At 65.3% G+C, this 23571-nt stretch carries 21 protein-coding genes; 7 read left to right on the top strand and 14 right to left on the bottom strand.

What is annotated here, in order from left to right:
- Positions 1-784: 784 nt before the first annotated feature.
- The 3 genes from queA to FYJ68_RS03730 all read right to left on the bottom strand — a co-directional run bounded on the left by queA (position 785) and on the right by FYJ68_RS03730 (position 2967).
- The gene (queA, locus tag FYJ68_RS03720) at positions 785-1948 is read right to left on the bottom strand and encodes a tRNA preQ1(34) S-adenosylmethionine ribosyltransferase-isomerase QueA (RefSeq protein ID WP_154434089.1); all 1164 of its coding nucleotides are present in this window, start codon (positions 1946-1948) and stop codon (positions 785-787) included.
- A gap of 87 nt (positions 1949-2035) precedes the next feature.
- Entirely contained in the window at positions 2036-2713 is a 678-nt protein-coding gene (locus FYJ68_RS03725) for an epoxyqueuosine reductase QueH (RefSeq protein WP_326832211.1), read from the bottom strand.
- A complete protein-coding gene (locus FYJ68_RS03730; protein ID WP_154434092.1) occupies positions 2710-2967 on the bottom strand; it encodes a nitroreductase family protein in 258 nt (85 codons plus the stop codon). Before FYJ68_RS03730 ends, FYJ68_RS03725 begins: the two co-directional genes overlap by 4 nt.
- Before the next feature lie 73 nt (positions 2968-3040).
- Between FYJ68_RS03730 and FYJ68_RS03735 the strand changes: the two genes are divergently transcribed.
- Entirely contained in the window at positions 3041-3571 is a 531-nt protein-coding gene (locus FYJ68_RS03735; RefSeq protein WP_154434094.1) for a YbhB/YbcL family Raf kinase inhibitor-like protein, read from the top strand.
- Positions 3572-3586: 15 nt separating this feature from the next.
- Here FYJ68_RS03735 and FYJ68_RS03740 read toward each other — a convergent pair whose 3' ends face one another.
- A complete protein-coding gene (locus FYJ68_RS03740) occupies positions 3587-4114 on the bottom strand; it encodes a DUF3267 domain-containing protein (protein ID WP_195837703.1) in 528 nt (175 codons plus the stop codon).
- Between the two features lie 154 nt (positions 4115-4268).
- Here FYJ68_RS03740 and FYJ68_RS03745 point away from each other — a divergent pair, with 154 nt between their 5' ends.
- Together FYJ68_RS03745 and FYJ68_RS03750 are read left to right on the top strand one after the other, a co-directional pair.
- Complete coding sequence (locus FYJ68_RS03745; RefSeq protein WP_154434098.1) at positions 4269-6305, top strand: class I tRNA ligase family protein; 2037 nt, start codon at positions 4269-4271, stop codon at positions 6303-6305.
- Positions 6306-6416: 111 nt separating this feature from the next.
- Positions 6417-7907 carry an alpha/beta fold hydrolase gene (locus FYJ68_RS03750; RefSeq protein ID WP_154434100.1) on the top strand — a complete coding sequence of 497 codons (1491 nt, stop codon included), beginning with the start codon at positions 6417-6419 and terminating at the stop codon, positions 7905-7907.
- A gap of 217 nt (positions 7908-8124) precedes the next feature.
- On the opposite strand, the gene FYJ68_RS09975 is transcribed toward FYJ68_RS03750, so the two are convergent.
- The 10 genes from FYJ68_RS09975 to FYJ68_RS03800 all read right to left on the bottom strand — a co-directional run bounded on the left by FYJ68_RS09975 (position 8125) and on the right by FYJ68_RS03800 (position 17977).
- Positions 8125-9411 carry a hypothetical protein gene (locus FYJ68_RS09975; protein WP_195837704.1) on the bottom strand — a complete coding sequence of 429 codons (1287 nt, stop codon included), beginning with the start codon at positions 9409-9411 and terminating at the stop codon, positions 8125-8127.
- A gap of 787 nt (positions 9412-10198) precedes the next feature.
- Positions 10199-10675 (bottom strand): GtrA family protein, encoded by a 477-nt coding sequence (locus FYJ68_RS03760; protein WP_154434102.1) that lies wholly within the window; start codon positions 10673-10675, stop codon positions 10199-10201.
- Positions 10676-10809: 134 nt separating this feature from the next.
- On the bottom strand, positions 10810-12213 hold the full coding sequence (locus tag FYJ68_RS10455) for a sensor histidine kinase (RefSeq protein ID WP_154434104.1): 1404 nt from the start codon (positions 12211-12213) through the stop codon (positions 10810-10812).
- Between the two features lie 9 nt (positions 12214-12222).
- Complete coding sequence (locus FYJ68_RS03770) at positions 12223-12900, bottom strand: response regulator transcription factor (protein ID WP_154434106.1); 678 nt, start codon at positions 12898-12900, stop codon at positions 12223-12225.
- Positions 12901-12902: 2 nt separating this feature from the next.
- Positions 12903-13574: a phosphate signaling complex protein PhoU gene (gene phoU / locus FYJ68_RS03775; RefSeq protein ID WP_154434108.1), complete on the bottom strand. Its 672-nt coding sequence runs from the start codon at positions 13572-13574 to the stop codon at positions 12903-12905.
- Complete coding sequence (pstB, locus tag FYJ68_RS03780) at positions 13574-14326, bottom strand: phosphate ABC transporter ATP-binding protein PstB (RefSeq protein WP_154434110.1); 753 nt, start codon at positions 14324-14326, stop codon at positions 13574-13576. The genes phoU and pstB (FYJ68_RS03780) overlap by 1 nt, the downstream gene beginning before the upstream one ends.
- Positions 14326-15093 (bottom strand): phosphate ABC transporter ATP-binding protein PstB, encoded by a 768-nt coding sequence (gene pstB / locus FYJ68_RS03785; protein ID WP_154434112.1) that lies wholly within the window; start codon positions 15091-15093, stop codon positions 14326-14328. Before pstB (FYJ68_RS03785) ends, pstB (FYJ68_RS03780) begins: the two co-directional genes overlap by 1 nt.
- Positions 15090-16022 carry a phosphate ABC transporter permease PstA gene (gene pstA, locus FYJ68_RS03790; protein WP_154434114.1) on the bottom strand — a complete coding sequence of 311 codons (933 nt, stop codon included), beginning with the start codon at positions 16020-16022 and terminating at the stop codon, positions 15090-15092. The genes pstB (FYJ68_RS03785) and pstA overlap by 4 nt, the downstream gene beginning before the upstream one ends.
- Complete coding sequence (gene pstC, locus FYJ68_RS03795) at positions 16015-16989, bottom strand: phosphate ABC transporter permease subunit PstC (RefSeq protein WP_154434116.1); 975 nt, start codon at positions 16987-16989, stop codon at positions 16015-16017. Before pstC ends, pstA begins: the two co-directional genes overlap by 8 nt.
- A 46-nt stretch (positions 16990-17035) precedes the next feature.
- Entirely contained in the window at positions 17036-17977 is a 942-nt protein-coding gene (locus FYJ68_RS03800; protein ID WP_229771989.1) for a phosphate ABC transporter substrate-binding protein, read from the bottom strand.
- A 330-nt stretch (positions 17978-18307) separates the two neighbouring features.
- Here FYJ68_RS03800 and FYJ68_RS03805 point away from each other — a divergent pair, with 330 nt between their 5' ends.
- The 4 genes from FYJ68_RS03805 (at position 18308) to FYJ68_RS03820 (ending at position 23568) form a co-directional block, all read left to right on the top strand.
- Positions 18308-18799, top strand: coding sequence for a MarR family winged helix-turn-helix transcriptional regulator (locus tag FYJ68_RS03805; protein ID WP_229771990.1), 492 nt, complete (start codon positions 18308-18310; stop codon positions 18797-18799).
- Positions 18787-20601: an ABC transporter ATP-binding protein gene (locus tag FYJ68_RS03810; protein WP_326832212.1), complete on the top strand. Its 1815-nt coding sequence runs from the start codon at positions 18787-18789 to the stop codon at positions 20599-20601. Before FYJ68_RS03805 ends, FYJ68_RS03810 begins: the two co-directional genes overlap by 13 nt.
- Entirely contained in the window at positions 20602-22539 is a 1938-nt protein-coding gene (locus FYJ68_RS03815) for an ABC transporter ATP-binding protein (RefSeq protein ID WP_154434122.1), read from the top strand.
- Positions 22540-22887: 348 nt separating this feature from the next.
- Positions 22888-23568 (top strand): peptidylprolyl isomerase, encoded by a 681-nt coding sequence (locus tag FYJ68_RS03820; RefSeq protein ID WP_154434124.1) that lies wholly within the window; start codon positions 22888-22890, stop codon positions 23566-23568.
- The last annotated feature ends 3 nt before the right edge of the window (positions 23569-23571 follow it).

Raw genomic sequence — 23571 nt, forward strand, 5'->3', positions numbered from 1 at the left:
AGGTTATCGGCATCTGGAGGGGTCCCGCAGCCGTTGCGGGGCCCCTCACGTCTCATGTGCCCGAAGAAGGGGATGCAAGGTCTCCCCGCCTGCGAAGTTCACGGCACCGCGTGATCGCTCCCACCCCAGCGTCTCGCCCACCTCTCCCTGGCAGCCCTCTCACGTGCGAGCGTAAGGCGCGTCTCCCTGCCCCCGAACCTGCACGAACTACGGGAGCGGCGTTTAATCTCACTAGGCCTCGTGCGGATTCCAGGATGGAATGCTTAACCTCACTAGGCCTCTTGGATGCAAAGCGGCTGAAACCCACATTAGGGCTAGGGGCGTTAAGCAATCTCGGGCAGAATCCACATGAGGCCTAGGATCACTAAGCGCGACGGCACCGAATCCGCATGAGGCTGGGAAAAGTTAAGCGTCGCGGTCGCACGCACCGCATCAGTGCGGACATAGAAAGGCACTCCACCAAGGCATCCCGCAAGGACGCCTTGTCATCCAAGCGTTCTTTCCACCAGGTCGTTATCGCCGTCGAAACCGTGCGAGCCCGGGCGCGAATACCCGTCTCTGGCGCCCATTCTCTGGCCCATCCCGTCAGCCTTGCCCCAACCGGCAACGCCTCGACCCCAGGACGCCTGGCGTCGCGACCCCTTCCTTACCCTCGCCTTTCTCCGATTAGCCCACTCGCCCGAACGACGGCCAGCGCGACCGGCCGCAACGACGTCCCAACATGCGGCGGGCCTCGGGTGGGTCAACCCCCCGAGGCCCGCCGCGTCCCTCTCGCCTGGATGCGCTACCTAATGAGCATGGCGTCGCCAAAGCTCAGGAAGCGGTACCTCTGGTCTATTGCCTGCTGGTAGGCGGACATGATCTGGTCGCGGGTCGCGAGCGCCGAGACCAGCATCATGAGCGTGGAGCGGGGTACGTGGAAGTTGGTGATCAGCGCATCGACCACGTGGTAGGTGGACCCGGGCATGAGGTAGAGGTTGGTGGTGGCGTTGCGCCTCTCCACTATGTCGCCCCTGCCGAGGACCTTGGCGGAGTCGGGGACGTCCTCGAAGCGCCTCGCGACGACGGGGACCCTCCATGCCGGCGCCTCGGGGTCGTAGGCGCTCTCGAGCGAGCGCACGGAGGTGGTGCCCACGGCAACAACGCGGTGCCCGGCCTCCTTGGTCTGGTGCACGAGGTCCACGACCTCCTGGCTCACGTGATAGCGCTCGGTGTGCATGACGTGCTGGGTGGGGTCGTCCTCGGTCACCAGGCGAAAGGTGTCGATGCCAACCTCAAGCTCCACGGTTGCCCAGCCCACGCCCTTCTCCTCGATGCGCTGGATCAGCTCGGGCGTGAAGTGCAGGCCCGCGGTCGGAGCGGCGGCGGAGTGCTCCTCGCGCATGGCATAGACGGTCTGGTACTTCTCAGGGTCGCCCTCGTACTTGGTGATGTAGGGAGGCAGGGGCACGTGGCCCGCCCTGTGCATGGCCTCGTCGAGCGTGAGGCCCTCCGCCGGCGTGAAGCGCACCAGGCGGCCGCCGCGGTTGTCGTCCACGAAGTCCAGGACCTCACCCGTGAGCACCACGGGGGCGGACATGGGCGCGTGCAGCCCGCCGGGGCGGTACTCCACCACGGCTCCGGGCTTGAGCCGCTTGCCGGGGTTCACGAGGCACTCCCACACGTGCCCCAGGGCGTCAACGTCCTCCCTCCGGCGCAGCAGGAGCGTCTCGGCGACGCCGCCCGTGGCGCGCTTGTGGCCCACGAGCCTGGCGGGCATCACGCGCGTCTTGTTGGCAACCAGGAGGTCGCCGGGCTCCAGGTAGTCGATCACATCGCGGAACCTGCGGTGCTCGACCCCGCCGTCCTCGCGGTTGAGCACGAGCAGCCTGCACGAGTCGCGCGGCTCCGCGGGCTCCTGGGCAATGAGCTCGTCTGGCAGCGGGTAGTCAAAGTCATCGGTTCGCATGGTATGCGGAATCTCCTTGGTGGGCGAGAGGATCGCCCCGTCTTGCCTGTGGCGCCGCAGCGACGGCACCCCTCCAAGCCCTCTACTCTATCCCCTGGCGACGATCCGTGCTCTGATCGATGCCGCCAACACCGTATCCCCAGCACGTTCGGCGGCATGGGCAGCCTTCCTCAGGTCGCGCGCCTCCTGCCGCTCGACCGCGGCCTCCGCGGCGGAAAACCGGCAGCCGCAGTAGTTCTGCCGGTACATGTGGAGCGCACGGGAGTCCTCCACGGACTCCGGGTAGTGCGGCCTGAAGTCGCGCCACACGGGGGTGAGGCCGCTCGCGCGCGCGGTCGCCAGGAGGACCTCGTGGCACGTGTCGAACAGCTGGTACGGGGAGACGGCCAGGGTCGTGCTCACAAACTCGAAGCCATGCTCGCGGGCGACCCGGCACGCCTCCGACAGCCGCAGGGCATAGCACGCACGGCAGCGCCTCTCGCGGTCGAACGCGGCGGGGGCGACCGAGCGCTCCCAGCCGTCGCGGTCGTCCCCCGCGACGATGACGTCCACGCCGGCGACGTCGCGAGCCCACGAGAGTAGCACGCCCAGGCGCCTGTCGTGCTCCTCCCTCGGCTGTATGTTGGGGTTGGTCCAGCAGATCGTGGGCTCAAAGCCCTCCAGCCGCAGGTACTTCACGGGCTCCAGGGAGCAGGGCCCGCAGCAGGCGTGGAGCAGGATTGGCGTGCGGCCGGTGGGAGTGGCCGGGGCGAGAGGGGCGCTCACCTCTCCCCCGCCTCGTCAGGCTGGCTAAAGCCCGTCGCCAGCGGTGAGAGCATCTGCGCCACGGACCGGGTCATCTCGCGCGAGAAGCCCGAGTTCCACTTGCGCTCGCAGAACGCCTTGAGCCGCTGGTTGCCCGCGGTCGGCGCCTGGCAGGCTGCCTCGAGGATGAGCCTCTCGTCCTCGGAGGAGACGGGCTCGTTCGAGAAGGCGCGCGCGGACGCGCGCTCAAATAGCTGTCGGATGGCCTCGTTCATCGGTTTCCCCCGTATGCCCCAGGTTGTCTGGGTACAGAATTCTAGCAGCCATCCATACGCGGAAGGGAGCGCCATGAGGATACGGGTCGAGCTGGACGAGAGGGGCATGGTCCCCGACAGGTACGCAAAGCACGCGGACGCGGCGCACCTCTACCATGGCACGCCGACCACGTCGTTCCCCTTCGCGGTGGAGGAGGTGCCAGACGCGGCGCGGACGGTCGCCCTCGCGTTCGTGGACTTTGACTCCATCCCGGTATGCGGCTTCCCATGGATCCACTGGTGCGCCGCCAACATCCCTGCGAGCGAAGCGGAGAACGGGACCATCCGATTTGCCGAGAATGCCTCCAACCTCGGCGAGCACGGCATGGTGCAGGGCAGAAACTCGAGCGCCGCAAGATGGGCGGGCGGCAGCACCGACCCGCTCCTGGCGTGCCGCTACAACGGGCCCCAGCCTCCCGACCGCACCCACGTGTACACGCTTGCCGCCTTCGCGCTCGACACGGAGCTGCCCCTGCGCGAGGGCTTCTGGATGAGCGAGATGGTCGACGGCATGCGCGGCCACGTGATCGGCCACGCGGTGGCAGATCTCCCCGCGAGGGCATAGCGGACCCGCCGCCCCCTACCCCAGGAGCTGGATGCCGGAGCTGGTGTCCCGCACGTGGGTGCACCCCCGTGTGCGGACGACCTCCCACGCCATCGCCAGGTCTCCCACGCAGCCCGCCAGGTGGGTGGAGAGGCACGTCCACGCCAGCAGCGGCAGCCCCAGCGTGGCGCCCAGCGCCACGAAGCCGCAGGTGAGGACCACGGTGGGGGCGAGGAGGACGCAGGTGAACCACCCGCGCGGAAGCACGGCCCCGCCGGCGCCCGTGTACAGCATCCCCTCTCGGTACCCAAAGCGAATCCGAACGTCTCGCCCGCCCAAAAGGCGGAAGGCACCCGCATGCACGAGCTCGTGGACGGGGAGCGCGACAACCGAGAGGGCGAGATAGGCCACGATGCCGGCGAGCGACGGTGCCTCCGTGGCGCCGGCGCCCCACGCAATGAGCCCCACGGCAAACCCACCCGCGAGGATGCCCAACCCGAGCCACGACAGCAGCCGCTGGAGCAGCAGGTCTCCCATGATGTCGATGTCCCTTATGACCCTCATGGCGGCCATGCTCCCACCGCACTTCCCGCCCGTCAAGGAGTCGGGCCGCCTTCCGCCACCGCCCGCACGGGGACGCAGCGACCCCCGTGTTGTGGGATAATCTCCCCCGTTACTGCACTTGCCGCTCCCTGCGGCGCCAAAACTAAGGACGCACATGCCTTCGAACGTCTCCTCGGCCGAGAGGCCAACCTTCCCCAAGCGGGCGGTCATCACGGGCGGCATGCCCTATGGCAACAAGAACCTCCACTTTGGCCACATCGGCGGCGTCTTCGTGCCCGCCGACTTCTTCGCTCGCTTCCTCCGCGACAGGATCGGCAGCCAGAACGTGGTCTTTGTCTCGGGCACCGACTGCTACGGCTCCCCCATCATGGAGGGGTACCGCAAGAAGGTCGAGGGCGAGGGGTACGACGGGACCATCGTGGACTACGTCTCGGCAAACCACGAGGCGCAGCTCCAGGCGCTCGAGGCGTACGGGATCTCGCTCGACCTCTTTGCCGGCTCGGGCCTGGAGCCCGCAAAGGGCTTTCACGAGCAGCTCACCGCACAGGTGCTGAGGCGCCTGTGGGAGCGCGGGTACCTGCACAAGATGTCGACCAAGCAGTTCTATGACGTGGAGGCGGGCCAGTTCCTCAACGGCAGGCAGGTCATCGGCCGCTGCCCCGTCAAGGGGTGCAAGAGCGAGAAGGCCTATGCCGACGAGTGCGACCTGGGCCACCAGTTTGACCCCGAGGAGCTCATCGACCCCGTCTCGCAGCTCACGGGCACGCGCCCCGAGCTCAGGCCGGTCGACAACTGGTACTTTGACCTCCCGGGCTTCAAGGACACCCTGGAGTCGCTGATGGACGAGTGGGACGTGGACCCGCAAGTTCGCCCCATCGTCACCAAGACGGTGCGGGAGTCCCTGGCTGCGCCCATCATCTACGTGCAGAACAAGTTCCGCGAGGCGTTTGACGCCGTGGAGGAGAGCCTCCCCGCCCACACCCTGCGCGAGGCAACGGGCAACCAGCAGTCCTTCTCCGTGGAGTTCGAGGACTGGGAGGCACGCGACCGCGCACGCGACCAGCTGGAGGGCGCCGGCGTGCGCTTCCGCACGGGCAAGACGCTGCTGCCCTTCCGCATCACGGGCAACATCTCGTGGGGGGTCCCCGCTCCCGAGCTCGAGGGCACGAGCGGGCTCACGGTGTGGTGCTGGCCTGAGAGCCTGTGGGCACCCATCAGCTTTGTCCAGACCGCGCTCGCGCTGGACGAGCAGGGCAGCGGCACGCGCTTCTCGTCCCACGACTGGCGCGACTGGTGGTGCTCCGACGACGCCAAGGTGTACCAGTTCATAGGCCAGGACAACATCTACTTCTACTGCGTGGCGCAGCCCGCGCTGTGGGAGGCGCTCGACTGGGGCCTGTTCCAGGACACCCCCATCGCCAACTACCACATCCTCTTCATGAACAAGAAGGCCTCGAGCTCGGGCAAGATCAAGCCGCCCATGGCCGCCGAGCTGCTGGAGCACTACACGCCCGAGCAGCTGCGCTGCCACTGGCTGAGCCTTGGCCTTGACCAGAAGGCCGTGTCCTTCTCGCCCAAGCCCTACGACACCAGCGTGAGCCACCGCGACAAGAAGACCGGCGAGGAGGTGTTGGTGAAGGACGACCCGCGTGTGGTGGACCCCGCGCTCAAGGAGTCCGCGTTCCTCTCCAACATCTTCAATCGCCTGGCGCGCAGCTGCTTCTATGGCGCCCAGAACGCCTGCGGAGGTCACCTTCCCACCTGCGACGCCGCCGACGACGTGATGGAGGCGTGCGAGAGGGCGACCCTGAAGTACGAGCGCTTTGCCCACGACTTCGACGCCCACGGCGCCCTCGCCGTTGCGGAGGCGTTCGCGCGCGACGCCAACAAGCGCTGGGGCGACGAGTCCAAGGCAGCCAAGGGTGACGACGACGTCTACGAGGCGGCGCTGGCCAACGCGTTCGCGGCGCTGAGGACCACTACGCTCCTCATGCACCCCGCCGCCCCCTTTGGCTGCGAGGCCATCTGCGAGCACCTGGCCTTCTCCAAGGACGACTTCTTCAGCTGGGACCACGCGTTCCAGAACCCCACGCAGCTCTCCCGCGCCCTCGGCGAGGATCCCGCGGAGCACGCGCTGGTGGAGCTGCCGCCGCGCTTTGACTTCTTCCCCAAGCATCCCGAGGGAAGGTAGCGCCAAGGAGCATCTGACGGAGGGGGACGGGCGAGTGAGCCCCGTCCCCCTCCTGCGATTTTCAGGCGAGACGTGCCGCGCCTCTCGCCTGCCATCCCGAAAGGAGCGGCCATGGCACCCGTGCCCCCAAGCCTCCACTTTCCCAGCCCCTACGAACGGCCCCACGCCGCGCCCGCCGCGGCTCTGCGCGTGCCCGCGTCTGACGGGGCGCAGATCGCCGCCTTCGTCTACGCCCCCGACGGCGTGCGGGACGAGCCCGGCACGCCCTTTGCGATCGACCGCAGCGTGCCACCCGTGGTCCTGCTCCACGGCAACGGAGAGGAGCACGGCATCTTTGGCCCCACTATTGACGCCGTGGTCGCGACAGGCCGCTCCGTCGTCGCCATCGACTCGCGCGCCCAGGGCCGGTCGACCCGCGGGACGGCACCACTGACCTACGAGCTCATGGCGTCGGATGCCCTCGCGGTTCTCGCCCGCCTGGGGGTCACGCTCTTCCACGTGCTGGGCTTCTCGGACGGTGGCATCGAGGCGCTCATCCTGGCTCGCGACTGCCCGGAGCGCGTGCTGAGCCTCGTGGCCATGGGGGCCAACCTGTGCCCCGAGGGCGTGGACGACGGCGACTGGGACGTTGCGGGGACGGCACGGTCGCTCCGCACGTGGGCGGACTGGCTCGACTCGCTCGAGGAAGGCGGGCCCGTGGACCCGACGCTCCTCGTGCCGGACGCCACCGCCGCGCGCGCGAACGCCGAGCTGCTGCAGCTGATGGTGGACGAGCCGCACATCGACCCCGCGTCCCTCTCGTTGGTGCGCTGTCCCGCGACCATCGTGGTGGGCGAGTTCGACTGCATCAGGCCATGGCAGACGCGCCAGATCGTCGCGGGGCTGCGCTCGGGCGGCAACGACCGCGTGCGCCAGGTGACCGTCCCCGGCTGCGACCACACCATCCCCAAGCACGAGCCGCTCTGGTGCACTAACGTCCTGCTGCAGACCGTGGCGCAGAACGACCTGCGCTTCCCCGTCGCGGGCCCCGCGCGACCGTCAATGGGAGTCCGAATGGCGCGCGTCGACGGGAGCTGGGTCCCTGCCCTCGAGGCGCTGTACGGCCGCGTGGACGACGCGGAGGAGCGAACGGGGACGTCGGGATGGGTCCGCGGCGTCTGGCCGCCCGAGGGGCTCGCCGCGCGCTACGCCCGGGAGGGCCTGACCTGGTGCGCCTTTGACGAGGGTGACGTGGAGAGGGACGGGACGCCTCGCCCGGGGGCACGTCCGCTTGGCGCGGTGTCGCTCGACCTCGACGACGCCCTGGACGGGACGGGGGCGGACTGGCCCGCGCTGCCCTCTGGGGCCTCCCTCACCATGCACCTATTGGCGGTGGACCCTGCCGCCAGGGGCAGGCACGTGGGCGAGACGCTCGTGTCGGTCGCAGTTGACGAGGCGCGCCTCCGCGGCTGCAAGGTGATCCGCATCAACACGGCACCGGAGAACGTTCCCGCCAACGTTCTCTACCACCGCTGCGGCTTTAGCCTGCATCGCCCCATCTGGAACCCCTATCCCGGGCTCCCGCTGTGCGGGTGGACCAACCTCTGGGAACTCGAGCTGTAGGGGCGTTGCCCGGGCGAGAGGACCTGTCGAGTGGGCCAGGTGAGTCTCGTAAGGGGGGTGCCAGGGGCTCGTCGTCCTGAACGATGGGGCGCATCGCCGGCAGCTATGCCCCAGACGCACTGGCTACCAACGAGATCGTTGGCGACAAAGGCGCCAGGGGGCGAGGCCACCACTGGCCACGCCCCCTGGCGTTTGTCCTTCTCCCCTGCCTTGCGCCCTATTGCGTCTGGGCGATGTTGACCATCCCGGAGAGCGGGCGGTTCTTGGAACCCGTGGTGGGCTCAACGAGCTGGAAGCAGGTGTCCCAGTCGTAACGCGGGTCGAGACGCGCCGTCCCGGTCACGGTCATCGACGCGTCGAACGCGTTGGAGCGCGTGGGGCCGTCCACGTTCACGGCATAGCCCGGGTTCGTCAGCTTAGCCTGGAGACCGAAGAAGTCGTTGCTGTCGTTCCAATACCCAATCGTGCCAAAGTCATCCGTCTGATACCCATAGGCTTGCTTTCCGTCTCCCGCCTTCACCTTAACGTGGTCAAAGCTGGCGGAGATGGAATCCCCGTTCCTCTCGACGCTCCCCTCGACGGCAAACGTAAACGGGGACTGGAAGGTCGTCTTCTGCGAGAAGACCTCCTCATTGTTAACGTAGCAGTGGAGCGTGTTGGTGTCCTTGTGCCACGAGAGCCTGATGAGGTAGGACTGCCCAAGCTGGGCGTTCTGGATGAAGGTGTAGCTCTTGCCCTCCAGCCCCGCCTCCGCGGCGTGGTCCATCACGTTCTCGAGCAGGAAGGCCGTGCTGTTGGTGCCGCCAGGGCCCTTGTGGGCGTAGCGCATGTTGTGCTCGTACTGGATGCCAAAGGAGGCGACGCCCGGGTGCCCGTTACAGGCGATGTCGACCTTGGCGTGGTAGCCGGTGCCACTGCCCCTGAGCGTCATGCGAGCCTCGATGACCGCGTAGCCGGTGTCGTGGTCAAAGTCGTCAACGGGCGCCAGCGACGGGTCGACGCCGTACCAGCCGATGCCCTCGTCGCGCCAGCCGACCTTCACCAGGTAGTTGCGCTCGCCGCCACTCGTGGTGTAGTTGTGCGTCCCCGTCTTTGCGTTGGGGTTGTACTGGCGGTACAGGGAAACGGTCTGCGCCTCGCTTGAGTACCAGCCGATGCCCTCGTATTTCCAGCCAACCCCAACCAGCATGTCCCTCTCGCCGGCGTTCATCGTGTAGTGGTGATCACCGGCATTGGGGTTGTACAGCCGGTAGACGGGAATCCCCGACTTGCTGGGGGCGACCCAGCCCACGCCCTCGTAGCTCCAGCCAAGGTTAACCAGGTGGTCGCGCTCGTTGGTGTTTGCGGTGTAGAAGTGCTCCCCGCTGTTGGGGTTGTACAGCCTCTGCATGCGAACGGCGCCGGAGTCCTTTGCCATCGCGGGAGTCGCAAGCAGGAGCAGGCTTGCTGCCGACGCGAGGAGCGCCTTTGCGAGCAGCTTGTGCACGGGTCTCTCTCCATGCATGGTGGGTCACTTCCCTTGGTCTTGGGATGCCTTCAGGTAGGAGGCTAGCCCTTGGTCGTGAGGTTGGGTGCTAACTTTCGGCGATTGGGGCGCCCCGGGAGCCTTGCAGCGCGATCGCCTGCGTTCTGGGCGGGAGCCCGCAAGCAGCCGCAGAAGAGGGAGGCAGAAGCGCGAGAATCGGATGGGTTCGCGTTGTCAACACGGGGGTTTCTTCCGTCGAGTTGCCCCCAACGTGCGGGAACTTCGGGCTACCAAGCCGCTCCACCCACGACGGGGGAATCAATAGTCTGAGAAAGGGACGCTCGTTCACCATCCTGCCCCGTCTGTCCCTCCAAACGCGGAAAGCCGCCGTTGATCATTGATGCTCAAATGGCCCTCTCTCCCCTGGACGCTCCTCCGCTCGTGCAAAGTTGGGGCGTTGACGTACCTTCAACGGGGGGAACGCGCCGAGGCGCGAGGGCCATGCCGGAAATCACGCGGCAGGCGCGCACATGGGGACGTTGGCTCCCCTTCTTTGCCTTCGACGCCTTATCTCCACTGAATCCCTTGGGGCTTCGTTTCCTCGAGGGGTGGAATACCGGCTCACGTCGCTGGGAAAGCTTCCCAGCCCGAGAGAAAAACCGGCCACCCATTCTTTGCCCGTCTGGCCGGGGCGCAAGGGGATAGAAGCCAGGGGTCACGTCTCACTAACAAGCACGTTGGTAGCAACGTTCCTCTCGCCTGCCACGGGAGCCCCGGCACACGCCACGGTCGGCTTCCAAACGTCGCCGAAGCCCTTGGCCCCCGCCTACCTGCCGTCGGCGAAGACCCACACGCGCTGCAGGGCGTAGTTGAGGAAGAACAGCGCAAGGTCGCAGCAGATCTTGGCGATGCCCTCGTGCACGCCGAACTCGGTGTGAAGGAAGAACACGCCCAGGCTTGAGAGGAACAGTACCAGCGCCGCAGTCGCGATGAACCTGGGCAGGCTCCTCTTGGTGGGGATGCCGCCCTCGCTCTCCTCCTGCTCGATCTCGCCCTCGGAGGCACCCGCCTGCCGGTCCTGGAACACCAGACGCGAGTTGATGGCATAGTTCAGCGCCACGGAGCAAACGCGGGCGACGATCGACGAGACGAGGATGCGCGCGTAGTCGCTGTTCGCGAACGGCTTGCGCAGCACGTCGAACAACGTCCAGGCGATGGCCTGGTCGAGCAGGGTGCTCACCAGCGAAGAACAGGTGAACAGTATGAACCGCCTGCTGATCTTCCCTTTGATGCCCCTCGCCAACGCAACCTCTTCCCCAGTTTCTACCTTCCGTCAAAAATATAGCCTACGGAGGGCGCTGCCATGGGAGAGGCACGAAAAACGACGCAGCAAGGGGCGTGACGTCGGGGTCACGACTTGCGTCACCGAAGCAGCCCCTACTGGGCGGGAAACGTCACCTCGAAGGTGGTCCCCTCCCCCACCTGGCTGTTGAGGGAGATGGTCGCATGGTGGAGCAGCGCGGCGTGCTTCACGATAGCGAGACCGAGGCCCGTGCCGCCGCCGGCGCGGGAGCGCGACTTGTCCACGCGATAGAAGCGCTCGAACACCTTGGACTGTGCCTCCTCGGGAATCCCCACGCCAGTATCGGCGACCCGCACGGAGGGCTTTCCGTCGCGCGGGTACACGAAGACCATGACCTTTCCGCCAGGCTTGTTGTAGCGGATGGCGTTCTCGCAGAGGTTGCCGACCAGCTCGTCGAGGAGCCGAGGGTAGCCCCGGACGAGTGAGGACGCCCCGTCCAGCCGGATCTTGACCCCGGCATCCTTCGCGCGCGGCTCCATGCGCGCGACGACGGAGCGCGCCACGTCGTAGAGGTCGACCATCTCTGCTGCGCCAAACAGCGCGTCGTCGGCGGAGCGCTCCGACTCGTCCAGCTTGCTCAGGGTGAGGATGTCGCTCACGAGGTTGGAGAGGCGCTGTGCGTCCGAGTAGATCCTCCCCGCAAAGTCTGGGATGTCCTCCGGTCGCGCGATCCCGTCGCGGATAAGCTCCGCCGCACCGCTGATCGAGGCGATGGGCGTCTTGAGCTCGTGCGTCACGTTCGCCGTGAACTCCGTGCGCATGTCAGCGGTGTCGCGGATTTTCTCCATCTGGTCCCTGAGCTCGCCCTGCTGTTCGCGCAGCCTCTTGGTGAGAGGCTCAAGCTCGCGATAGGGGGCGTCCCCCGCGGCGTCGGCGCTGGATGGATCGATGGCGACGATGGGCCGCACGATGATGCGGGAGAGGTACGTGGACACGAACCAGCTGGCGACGACCAGAACCGCGATGACCGCGACGAGGGGGACGAGGTCCCGTGCGAGGATGCTCGTGACGCTCGCGCGGTCCTCCGAGAGCCTGAGCACGCTGCCGTTGTCGAGCAGCTTTGCGCAGTAGATGCTCACGTACCCCGAGGTCGTGCTCCTGCGCTCCGACTCAGCCTCGCCCCTGCTGCGCGCCTCCACGACCTCCTCCCTGTCGCCGTGGTTCGGAAGGCTCGCCGCGGAGTACTGGTTGTCGTACAGCACGGAGCCGTCCTTGGCGATCAGCGTGGCACGCATGCCATTGAAGTCGATGGTCGAGAGGGTGCTCACCTCGTCGCTGCCATCCGAGAGGCGACTGGCGACGGAATCGCACATGCTCCTGAGCTCGGTATGGGCCTCGGAGAGGAGCGACTGTTGGAAGATGATCGCCGAGGCAAGCGTCGCAACGACGGCCGCCCCCACCGCGGTGGCGACGAGGGCGACGAAGACGCTCCTGCGGAGCGAGCGCGGCTCCTCCTTCCTGCGGGCTCTGGACCTCACGCACACCGCCTAGCCCTTAAGCCGGTAGCCGACGCCCCTCACCGTCTCGATGAGGTCTGCGTGCTCCCCGAGCTTGGAGCGGATCTGCTGAACGTGGACGTCCACGGTGCGCGAGCCGCCATCGAAGTCCCATCCCCACACGCGCTGGAGGAGCACCTCTCGCGAGAAGACGTCTCCGGGAGAGCGCATGAGGAACTGAAGCAGGTCGAACTCGCGCATGGTCAGCTTGAGCTCGCGCCCGTCCAGGGTGACCTCGCGACGCGACGGCCAAAGCTTGAGCGGCCCCACGCTCAGGAGGTCCTGCTCGACGTCCTCGGACTGTCGGGCGGTCCTCCTGAGGAGGGCGCGCACGCGGCTCACCATCTCCATCATGCCGAAGGGCTTGGAGAGGTAGTCGTCAGCCCCCGCATCGAGGGCGCGAACGGTGTCAAGCTCCCCGTCCTTCGCGGTGAGCATCATCACCGGGACCCGGGAAAGGCCGGGCGTGCGGCGGATGCGGCGGAGAATGGCGATGCCATCGGTGTCGGGAAGCATGATGTCGAGGAGCACGGCGTCGGGGACCCTATCCGCGCACGCCGCCCTGAACTCAACGTCGTTCGCAAAGCCAACGGCATCGATTCCCGCCTGCGAGAGCGCATAGACCGTGAGCTCTCGAATGTTCGTGTCGTCCTCGACGTAGTAGACCAAGGCTACTCCTTGTCCCCCATGGCATGGCCGCGATAGGTGCCGGTAGCCCTAAAGATAGCCCAATCCGCCAGGCTCTGCGCATGGTCTCCCATGCGTTCGTAGTACTTGGCGATGGTGAGGACCTCGGGCGCCTCGGACGCTGCGTCGGAGTCGCTTTTCAGCACGTCCACGACCTCCCCGCGAACGCGCTCGTACAGGTCGTCGAGCGAGTCGTCCATGGGGAAGACGTCCTCCGCCTTCGCCACGTCGCCCGTCTCGAACGAGTCCATGGCTGCCTCCACCATGGCTGCGGCACGGTTGGACATCAGGAGCAGGTCGTTGGCGAGGGGATGGGCCTTGTGGATGTCCATCTCGCGCGCAAGCAACGCGGTCTCGTAGGCCATCTGCTCGATGCGAGAGAGGTCGGTGATGGCGCGGAACGCGGCGGTGACCAGGCGCAGGTCGCGAGCGAGGGGCTGCTGCAGGAGCATCAGGCCCATGCAGGAGTCCTCCACCGAGCGCTCCAGACGGATGGCGACGTCGTGTCCGTCGATGACCTCGCTTGCCGCCTCCTCGTCCTCCTCGGCAAGCGCCCTGCCCGTGGCGCGAACGTCCTCCACGACGGCCCGCGAGATCGCCTTGACGTGACCGTCCAGCTGCTCGAGCTGCTTTGTGTAAGAGCTTCTGGTAATCATTATCCAAACCTTCCCGTGAGGTAGTCCTCGGTGCGCTTGTCCTTGGGGTCGGAGAAGAGCTGCGCCGTAGGGGCAACCTCCACCAGCTCGCCCAGGTAAAAGAAGGCGCAGGTGTTCGAGATGCGCGTTGCCTGCTGCATGTTGTGCGTGACGATGACCACGGTGTGTCGCTCGGCGATCTTGGTGGCAAGCTCCTCCACAAGGCCGGTAGAGATGGGGTCCAGGGCACTCGTGGGCTCGTCCATGAGGAGCACGTCGGGGTCGACGGCGAGTGCTCGGGCGATGCAGAGACGCTGCGCCTGGCCACCGGAGAGGGACAGGCCTGAGTGGTCGAGCTTGTCCTTCACCTCGTTCCAGAGGCCGACCTCGGTGAGCGTCCTCTCCACGATCTCCTCGAGCTCGGAGCGCTTGGGATGCCCCGCCATCCGCAGACCGTACGTCACATTGTCAAAAATCGAGATGGGGAACGGGTTGGGCTTCTGGAACACCATCCCCACGTGGCGCCTGAGGGTGTAGACGTCCACGTCGCGGTATACGTCCGTGTCGCCCAGCAGGACCTTGCCGTCGACCTTGCAGTCGGCGATGCGGTCGTTCATGCGGTTGAGGCAGCGCAGGAGCGTAGACTTGCCACAGCCGGACGGCCCGATGAAGGCCGTCACCTGCCCTGCGGGCATCTGGAGCGAGACGTCCTTGAGCGCGTGGAAGCTTCCGTAGTGAAGGTTCAGGTGCTCCACGCTCATGGGTAGTGCCATTATCCAAACCTCCCCGTGAGGTAGTCGTCCAGACGCTTGTCCTTGGGGCGGGAGAAGAGCTCGGGGGTGGGCCCAAACTCGACCATGTCGCCCAGGAGGAAGAAGGCGGTCTTGTCGCTCACGCGCGCCGCCTGCTCCATGTTGTGCGTCACGATGACCACGCAGATGCCCCTCTTTGCCATGTCGCGAATCGTCTCCTCGATGGAGTAGGTCGCGATGGGGTCAAGGGCGGAGCAGGGCTCGTCCATAAGCACCACGTCGGGATGCATGGCGAGCGTCCTGGCAATGCAGAGGCGCTGCTGCTGTCCACCCGAGAGCGCATAGGCGGACTGGTCCAGCTTGTCCTTGACCTCGTCCCACAGGGCTGCGGCGCGAAGGCTCTCCTCCACCAGGGCGTCGATGTTCGCCTTGCCGGAGAGGCCGTGCCTCTTGGGCGCGAACGCGATGTTCTCGCGAATCGACTTCCTGAAGGGGTTTGGCTGCTGAAAGACCATGCCAATCTGCTTGCGCAGCTGGTAGGTGTCCACGCCGCGCGTGTTCACGTCCTTGCCGTGGTACAGGATCGACCCGCCGATGCGGCACCCAGGGATCTCGCGGTTCATGAGGTTGAGGGAACGCAGGAAGGTGGACTTGCCACAGCCAGATGGACCGATGAGCGCGGTGACGCTTCCCCTCTCAAAAGAGAGGGACGTCGCGTGGAGCGCCTCCTTGCCGGAGTACGAGACGGTCACGTCCTCGGTTGCGAGGAGCGGAGTCGTGCTGGTCATTCTGCGGTCAGCCTCCTCTCGATGGCACGCCCGGCGATGCGGGCGAGGACGTTGAACAGCAGGATGCAGATCATGAGGACGGCGGCGGTGCCCGCCGATACCGCGGCGAGGTCGGGGACGACGCCCTCGGAGTTGATCTTCCAGATGTGGACCGCAAGGGTCTCTGCGGGGCGGAAAATGTTCCAGGGGCAGCTCGGGCTCGCCAGGTTGAGGTTGGTGAAGTCGAGCGCGGGAGCACTCTGACCGGCGGTGTAGATCAGCGCTGCTGCCTCGCCAAAGACACGTCCCGCGGAGAGGATCACGCCGGTCACGATCGCGGGCATTGCCGCTGGCACCAAGACGTGGACGGTTGCCTCCCAGCGGGTGAGGCCGAGCGCAAGCGCGGCGTCACGCTGGTCGCGGGGAACGGCTTCGAGCGCCTGTTGGATCACGCGAACGAGGATGGGGATGTTGAACATCGTGAGTGCGAGCGCCCCCGATATGATGCTGAACCCCCAGCCAGCGCCAAGCACGAAGATGAGCATGCCAAACAGGCCTACAACGATGGATGGGAGGCTCGAGAGGGTCTCGATTGCCGTCTTCGCGATGTTGGTGACGGGTCCCTCCGGCGCGTACTGCGTGAGGAAGATCGCCGCGCCAAGCGAGATGGGCAGGGAGATGAGCAGCGTCAGCACGAGCAGGTAGAAGGAGTTGAACAGCTCGGGCCCAATGCCGCCGCCCGCCTTGAACGACTCGGGCTTTGAGGTGAGGAAGTGCAGGTCAAAGGCCTTACCTGCCCCGGACACGAGAATATAGCCGATGACGGCAACCAACGCCACGAGGATGGCGACGACGATTGCGGTGAGCACGCCCGTCGCAACATGGTCCTCCGCGCGGAGGCGCTTCGTGACGTCGGAGATGCCGCCGTCCCTGGACTCTTCGCTAGCCATTCTTCGCCGCCCCCTTCCTTCCGATGAGATGCACGATGAGGATGAACACGAGCGACATCAGCAGCAGGACCATGGCAAGCGACCAAAGGACGTCGTTGAACACAGTCCCCATCGCCTCGTTGCCCATACCCATGGTCAGGACCGAGGTGAGGGTCGAGGCGGGCGTGAATAGCCCGGTAGGCATCTTCGCCGCGTTTCCGATGACCATCTGGACCGCGAGTGCCTCTCCAAAGGCACGCGTCATGCCCATGATCACCGCGGTCACGATGCCGGGCATAGCGGAGGGAAGCACCACGTGCAGGATAGTCTGCCAGCGGGTGCACCCAAGGCCGTACGAGCCGTCGCGATAGCTGTCGGGCACGGCTGCGATGGCATCGGTCGCGAGCGATGTCACGGTAGGCAGAATCATCAGCGCGAGCACGATCGACCCCGAGAAGATGCCGTATCCCGTGCCACCCGCCCAGCCGCTGGTCCACTTGACCACGATGGACAGGCCCACCAGTCCGTAGACGACCGAGGGGATGCCCGTGAGGAGCTCCACCATGGGGCGGAACACCTTCTGTCCAAAGGTCGGCTGGACCTCAACCACAAAGATCGAGGCGCCAAGGGCGAAGGGCAGCGAGATGACGCAGGAGAGGAGCGTCACCGCGAACGAGCCGCAAATCATGGGCAGCGCCCCCATGAGGGGCTGGCCGTCCGGACCGTTGGTGTGGGGATTCCAGGTGGTGCCGGAGAGGAACGCCCCCAGCGAGATGCCGTCGTGCACGAAGGTGGCAATGCCCCTCGAGCAGACCATGAAGATGAGCATCACGACGAGGATGACGACCAGTCCCACGCAGACGCCTGTGAAGACGAGGCCGCCGCGCTCGATGGAGTGCTTTGACCTCACCCTGGGCTGCCGTCCCCCGCCATGGGCGGAGGAAGCCGCCTGGGCGACTTCCTCCCTTTCGTCGAGTTCTTTGTTCATTCGACTTCCCGTTACGTTGGCTTCCAGTTTCACTACCGGCGGAACGCTACTTGTTGGTTACGTTGCCGTCGGCGTCGCGGGTGACCTTCATGCCGGTGATGGGGATGTAGCCCGTCTGCTCGACAAGGGATCCCTGGACGTCGTCGGAGAGCATGTAGTCGATGAACGCCTTGGTCGCGTCATCGGGGCTGGTGGAGGTGTACATGTGCTCATAGGCCCAGATGGTCCAGTCGTTGGTCTCGACGTTCTCCTCCTTGGGCTCGACGCCGCCCACCTTGAGGGCCTTGGTGGTTTCGTCGTAATAGGAGAAGGCAACGTAGGAGATTGCGCCCTTCGTGGAGGCGACCATCTTGACGACGGTACCCGAGGAGTCCTGCTCCTGGGGCTTGAAGGAGTCGGGAACCTTGGTGTCGCCGAGGACGGCATCCTCGAAGGTCGCCCTGGTGCCGGAGCCGGAGGCGCGGTTGATCACCGTGATGTCCTCGTCGCTGCCGCCAAGGTCCTTCCAGTTGGTGACCTCGCCGGTGAAGATGCTCTTGAGCTGGTCGAGGGTGAGGTCGTCAACCGTGACGTCGGGGTTGACGATGGGGCCCATTCCCACGACGCACACCTGGTTGTCCTTGAGCTTCTTGGCGTCGTCCGGGTTGTCGAGCTTGGACTCGGCGAACACGTCGGAGTCGCCGATCTGGACGGAGCCCGCAGCGATCTGCGTGATGCCCTGGCCGGAACCGCCGCCCTGGACGGTCACCTGGACGCCGGGGTTCTTCTCCATGAACTGCTCGGCGGCAGCCTCGACGAGCGGCTGAAGTGCGGTGGAGCCAACGGCGGTCACGCTGCCGGAGAGGTTTGCGCTTGAGGCGGAGGAGTCAGAGGACGCGCTGGAATCGGTGGATGTAGAGGTGGAGCCGCTCCCGCCGCATCCAACGAGGCCAAGACCAAGCGTCGAGGCAAGGGTTGCGCCAACCAGGACGAAGCTACGACGTGACATGCTGTGACCAGACATTGTTCTCCTTTCAGAGGGTGAAGGGACGCGATTCGTCTTAATTGCACGGCTTATGAGCCACGCCCCTGTGTCAGCATGCAATGTATCCTGCCGTCGCAGGCACATCTGCCCCTTTGGCCGTCCTTTACCGATGCATGACTGCACCTTACGTTCCCGTGACATTTCTTGGGCAACTCCATGAGGTTTCGACTCCGTTGCAAGGGAAGCGTCAACCCACGCGCATCCAACTATCAATTTCGCAAGGTACCTTGACATCTAATTGCTAGGTACCTAATGTTTTCCGCGCTATATACGATTGGAAGGGAGGAGGACGACTTGGACAACGACTCGTCACGCGGGCATCTGCTCGAACGCGAGGCATCCAAGACTGTAGATCAGCGCATTCTCAGCGACCTTGGCTACTTTGGCCACTACCTGCACGTAAACGTGGGTGGCAGGGCAGGCAAGCAGAACATTCTCGTGAAGCTCTACCGCGCCGGGGGCACCATATCCCAGCGCTACCTTCAGGAGACGGTGCCAATAAGCTCGGCGTCGCTGTCGGAGGTGCTCTCTAAGCTCGAGGGCCAAGGCCTGATCAGCAGGGCGAGGTCCGATCAGGATCGGCGACAGCTCAACGTCACGCTCACCCCCGAGGGGAAGCAGACGGCAATCGAATGCGCGCGCAGGAAAGAAGCCTTCGAGAGCCGCATGCTCTCGGTCCTCGGCGAGGACGAGAAGAGGGACCTTGCCCACACCCTCGACCGACTGGTCGAGCACTGGGTGCACATCGAACAGGAGGAGACGGGAGGCAAGAGGTGCAGGAACTGACCTACAGGCAGATTGTCTCGACCCTGGGCAAGAGCCTCAGGGAGTTCAAGCGGACGTCGCTGCTCACGCCCGTGCTGGTCATTGGCGAGGTGGCGATCGAGTGCATCATCCCGTTCATCACCGCGCAGTTCATCGACCAGCTGCAGATGGGCGCGGGGATGGACGTCATCATCCACTACAGCATCATCCTCGTACTGCTTGCGATCGCCTCGCTCGTCTGCGGGACGCTCGCCGGCATCACCTGCTCGGTGGCGGCGACGGGCTTCGCGCGCAACCTGAGGCACGACCTGTTCGAGACGATCCAGCGCTTCTCGTTTTCCAACATCGACCGCTTCAGCGTGAGCTCGCTCGTCACCCGCCTCACGACCGACACCAACAACGTTCAGCAGTCGTACATGACCATCATTCGAACGGCCATCCGCGCCCCGCTGATGATCATCTTCGCCATCGTCATGGCGTTCATAACCGGCGGCTCCATGGGCTTCGTCTATCTCGTCACGTCACTGGTGCTGGGTTCCGCGCTGTTCTACATCAGCATCAAGGTCATGCCCATGTTCCGTGCGGTCTTCAAGAAGTACGACCGCCTCAACGACACGGTCGAGGAAAACGTGGGCGGCATCCGCGTGGTCAAGTCCTTCGTGCGCGAGGACTACGAGAAGGACAAGTTCGACAAGGCCTCGGGGACGCTCTACCACGACTTCGTGCACATCGAGCGCATCCTCGGCCTCAACCTGCCGCTCATGTCCTTCGCCATCGACGTGGTGTACGTGTTCATCGTCTACTTTGGCTCCCAGATGATCGTCACCTCGCGCGGTGCCCTCATGAACGTCGGTCAGATGTCCGCCCTCATCACCTACAGCTTCGCCATGCTCATGAGCCTCATGATGTTCTCGATGGTGTTCGTGATGATCACCATGTCTGAGGAGAGCGCGCGACGCATCTGCGAGGTGCTGGTCGAGACGCCCGACCTCCACAACCCCCAGAACCCCCTCACCACCGTCCCCGACGGCTCGGTCGACTTCGACCACGTGAGCTTTGAGTACTCCTCGCACGCAGAGCGCATGGCGCTCAAGGACGTGGACCTGCACATCAAGAGCGGCGAGGTCATCGGCATCATCGGTGGCACCGGCTCCTCCAAGTCCACGCTCGTTCAGCTCATCGACCGCCTGTACGACGTCACCGAGGGAAGCGTGAGCGTGGGTGGCCACGACGTGCGCGAGTACGACCTCGACACGCTCCGCAACCAGGTGGCGATGGTCCTCCAGCGCAACGTCCTCTTCTCGGGAACCATCAAGGAGAACCTCCGCTGGGGTAACGAGAACGCGACGGACGAGGAACTCGTGGAGGCGTGCAAGCTGGCGCAGGCGGACGAGTTCATCCAGCTGATGCCCGACAAGTACGACACCTATATTGAGCAGGGCGGCACCAACGTCTCGGGTGGCCAGAAGCAGAGGCTCTGCATCGCCCGCGCACTCCTGAAGCGCCCCAAGGTCCTCATCCTGGACGACTCCACGAGCGCCGTCGACACCAAGACTGACAAGCTCATCAGGGCGGGCTTCCGCAGCTACATCCCCGAGACCACCAAGATCATCATCGCCCAGCGTACCAGCTCCATCGAGGACGCGGACCGCATCGTGGTCATGGACGGCGGCGAGATCAGCGCAATCGGGACGCACGACGAGCTCCTTCGCACGAGCGCAATCTACCGGGAGACCTACATCACCCAGAACAAGCAGTCCCACGACGTCAAGATGGTCCAGATGTCCGGAAACGAAGCAAACAACGGAAGGGAGGGCGAATAGATGAGTAAGGAGACAGAGGAGAGGCGCCCCGGTAGGGACACCCGCGGCAAGGGCCCGGCACACCCCATGGCGGTTCTCAAGAGGACGATCGGCCTCACCTTCGAGTTCTATCCCGTCATGACCACGGTGATCATCGTCTGCATCGTCGCGGCGGCCATTCTCACGTCGCTGCCCGCGATCTTCATGCAGCAGGCACTCGCCGTCGTGGCGCGCTACTGGCAATCGGGCAACTGGTCCACGGCGCTGACGGAGATTGCCCCCATCGTGCAGGGGCTGGTCGTCGTGTGCGTGATCGCCGTCGCCGCCAACGTAGTGCAAGGCCAGCTCACGGCAGTCGTGACCCAGGGCACCCTCATGAAGACCCGCAACAAGATGTTCGGTCACATGGAGGACCTGCCCATCAGGTACTTTGACACCAACAAGCACGGCGACATCATGTCGTACTACACCAACGACGTCGACTCGCTGAGGCAGCTCATCGGGCAGGCGCTTCCCAACCTGCTCGCCATGGCAATCCAGATGGCCTCCACCTTCGTGGTCATGCTGTGGTATTCCGTGCCCCTGTCGGCGGTCGTCATGCTCATCGTCTTCTTCATGGCATGGCTGGTCAGGGTCATCGGCGGCAAGTCCGCCCGCTACTTCCTCGCGCAGCAGGTCGCCCTGGCGCACACCGAGGGCTTTGCGGAGGAGTCCATGTCTGGCCAGAAGGTCGTCAAGGTCTTCACGCACGAGCGCCAGATGCAGGAGGAGTTCGACCGCGTCAACGAGGAGCTCTTCGAGGCATCCCGCAACGCCAACACGTACGGCAACATCCTCGGCCCGATCCTCATGAACCTGGGCAACCTCGCCTACGTGGTCATCGCCCTCTGCTGCGGCATCTTCATGCTCTACTCGGTCCCCAACCCTTCTCTGGGCGGGCTCGCGCTCACCATCGACATCGTGGTGCCGTTCCTGAGCCTCACCAAGCGCTTCGCCGGCTCCATCGGCCAGGTCTCGCAGCAGATCAACTTCGTGGTCATGGGCCTCGCCGGCGCCGAGCGCATCTTCACGCTGCTTGGCGAGGACGTTGAGCACGACGAGGGGTACGTCACCCTGGTCAACGTGAGGAAGGGCGCTGACGGCAACATCGAGGAGTGCCCCGAGCGCACCGAGAGCTGGGCGTGGAAGCACCCCCACCACGACGGCACCGTCACCTACACCCCGCTCGCCGGGGACGTGCGCCTGGTGGACGTCGACTTCTCCTACAACCCCGGCCACACCATCCTGCACGACATCTCGCTGTTCGCGAAGCCTGGCCAGAAGGTGGCGTTCGTCGGCGCGACGGGCGCGGGCAAGACGACCATCACCAACCTCCTCAACCGCTTCTACGACATCGAGGACGGCAAGATCCGCTACGACGGCATCAACATCGAGAAGATCCGCAAGCCAGACCTTCGTCGCTCCCTCGGCATCGTGCTGCAGGACACCAACCTCTTCACCGGCACGGTCATGGACAACATTCGCTACGGCCGACTCGACGCGACCGACGAGGAGTGCATCGGCGCCGCGAAGCTCGCGGGCGCGGACAGCTTCATCAGGCGCCTGCCCGACGGCTACCAGACGATGCTCACCGACAACGCGGCGCAGCTCTCGCAAGGGCAGAGGCAGCTCATCTCCATCGCCCGCGCCGCCGTTGCCGACCCGCCCGTCATGATCCTGGACGAGGCGACCTCGAGCATCGACACGCGCACCGAGCAGATCGTGCAGAAGGGCATGGACGCCCTCATGTATGGCAGGACCACGTTCGTGATCGCGCACAGGCTCTCGACCGTGCGCAACGCCAACGTGATCATCGTCCTGGACCACGGCCGCATCATCGAGCGCGGCACGCACGACGAGCTCATCGCCCAGAGGGGCACGTACTACCAGCTCTACACGGGAGCGTTCGAGCTCGAGTAGGAAAGTCTAGCGGAGAGACCCGTGGCGACGGAGCCCCCATCCCCACACCGCGGGGGTGGGGGCTCCAGCTTGTAGCGCGTCTCTCCCCTGCCCCTCGGCCATCGCCCGTTTGGGGAAGCGCCTCATGCGATGGGTCGAGACCAGCCCTCCCCGTGCAGACGGGCGCGGCTTCACCAGGCACCCAAACGGGAGCCCCAAACAACCTATTGGATAGAAAGCCTCCGTCTATTCGACAGAAGGCATCAAAGCATCAGCGAGCGGCCCTTGGATCAGCCAAGACGCATAAGTCCACGAGAGCTTCACGAGGTTAGTTTATTCTCTTACGGTCCCCGACGTTAGGAATGATGCATGGAGCAGGGCCCAGCGATCACACGACGCGCCTTCCTGGCGGCCATGGCGGCCACCTCGACCCTGGCGCTCGCCGCGTGCGAGCCCGCATTCCCAGACACCATCGACAGCGCGAGCGAGGACTCCACCTCGGACCCCTCATCCGGCGAGGTGCTCTCGCAGGCGCTCGACAACGGGTTCTCGTCCGGAACGCACCACGTCACCATCGAGGTCAGCGGCTATGGCTCCATGGACGTTGAGCTCTACGCCGACTCCGCGCCCATCACGGTGAGCAACTTCTGCGACCTCGTGCAGCGCGGATTCTACGACGGGCTCACCTTCCACCGGGTCGTGAGCGGCTTCATGATCCAGGGCGGTGACCCCAACGGGGACGGCACGGGAGGGTCTGGACGCAGGATCAAGGGCGAGTTCACCGCAAACGGGATCGCCAACTCCATCCTCCACAAGCGTGGCGTCGTCAGCATGGCGCGCGCGACTGACTACGACTCCGCCAGCTCGCAGTTCTTCATCATGCAGCAGCAGGACACCGACCTCGACGGAACCTACGCCGCCTTTGGTCGCGTCACCAGCGGCATGGAGGTCGTCGACTCCATCTGCTCAAAGGTGAAGCCGCAGGACTCGAGCGGCCTCGTGGCAAAGGCGGACCAGCCCGTCATCACAAAAATTGCCCTCGTGGACTAGGGC

Origin of the sequence: Olsenella porci (assembly GCF_009695875.1) — a bacterium.
Taxonomy (GTDB): Bacteria; Actinomycetota; Coriobacteriia; order Coriobacteriales; family Atopobiaceae; genus Olsenella_H; species Olsenella_H porci.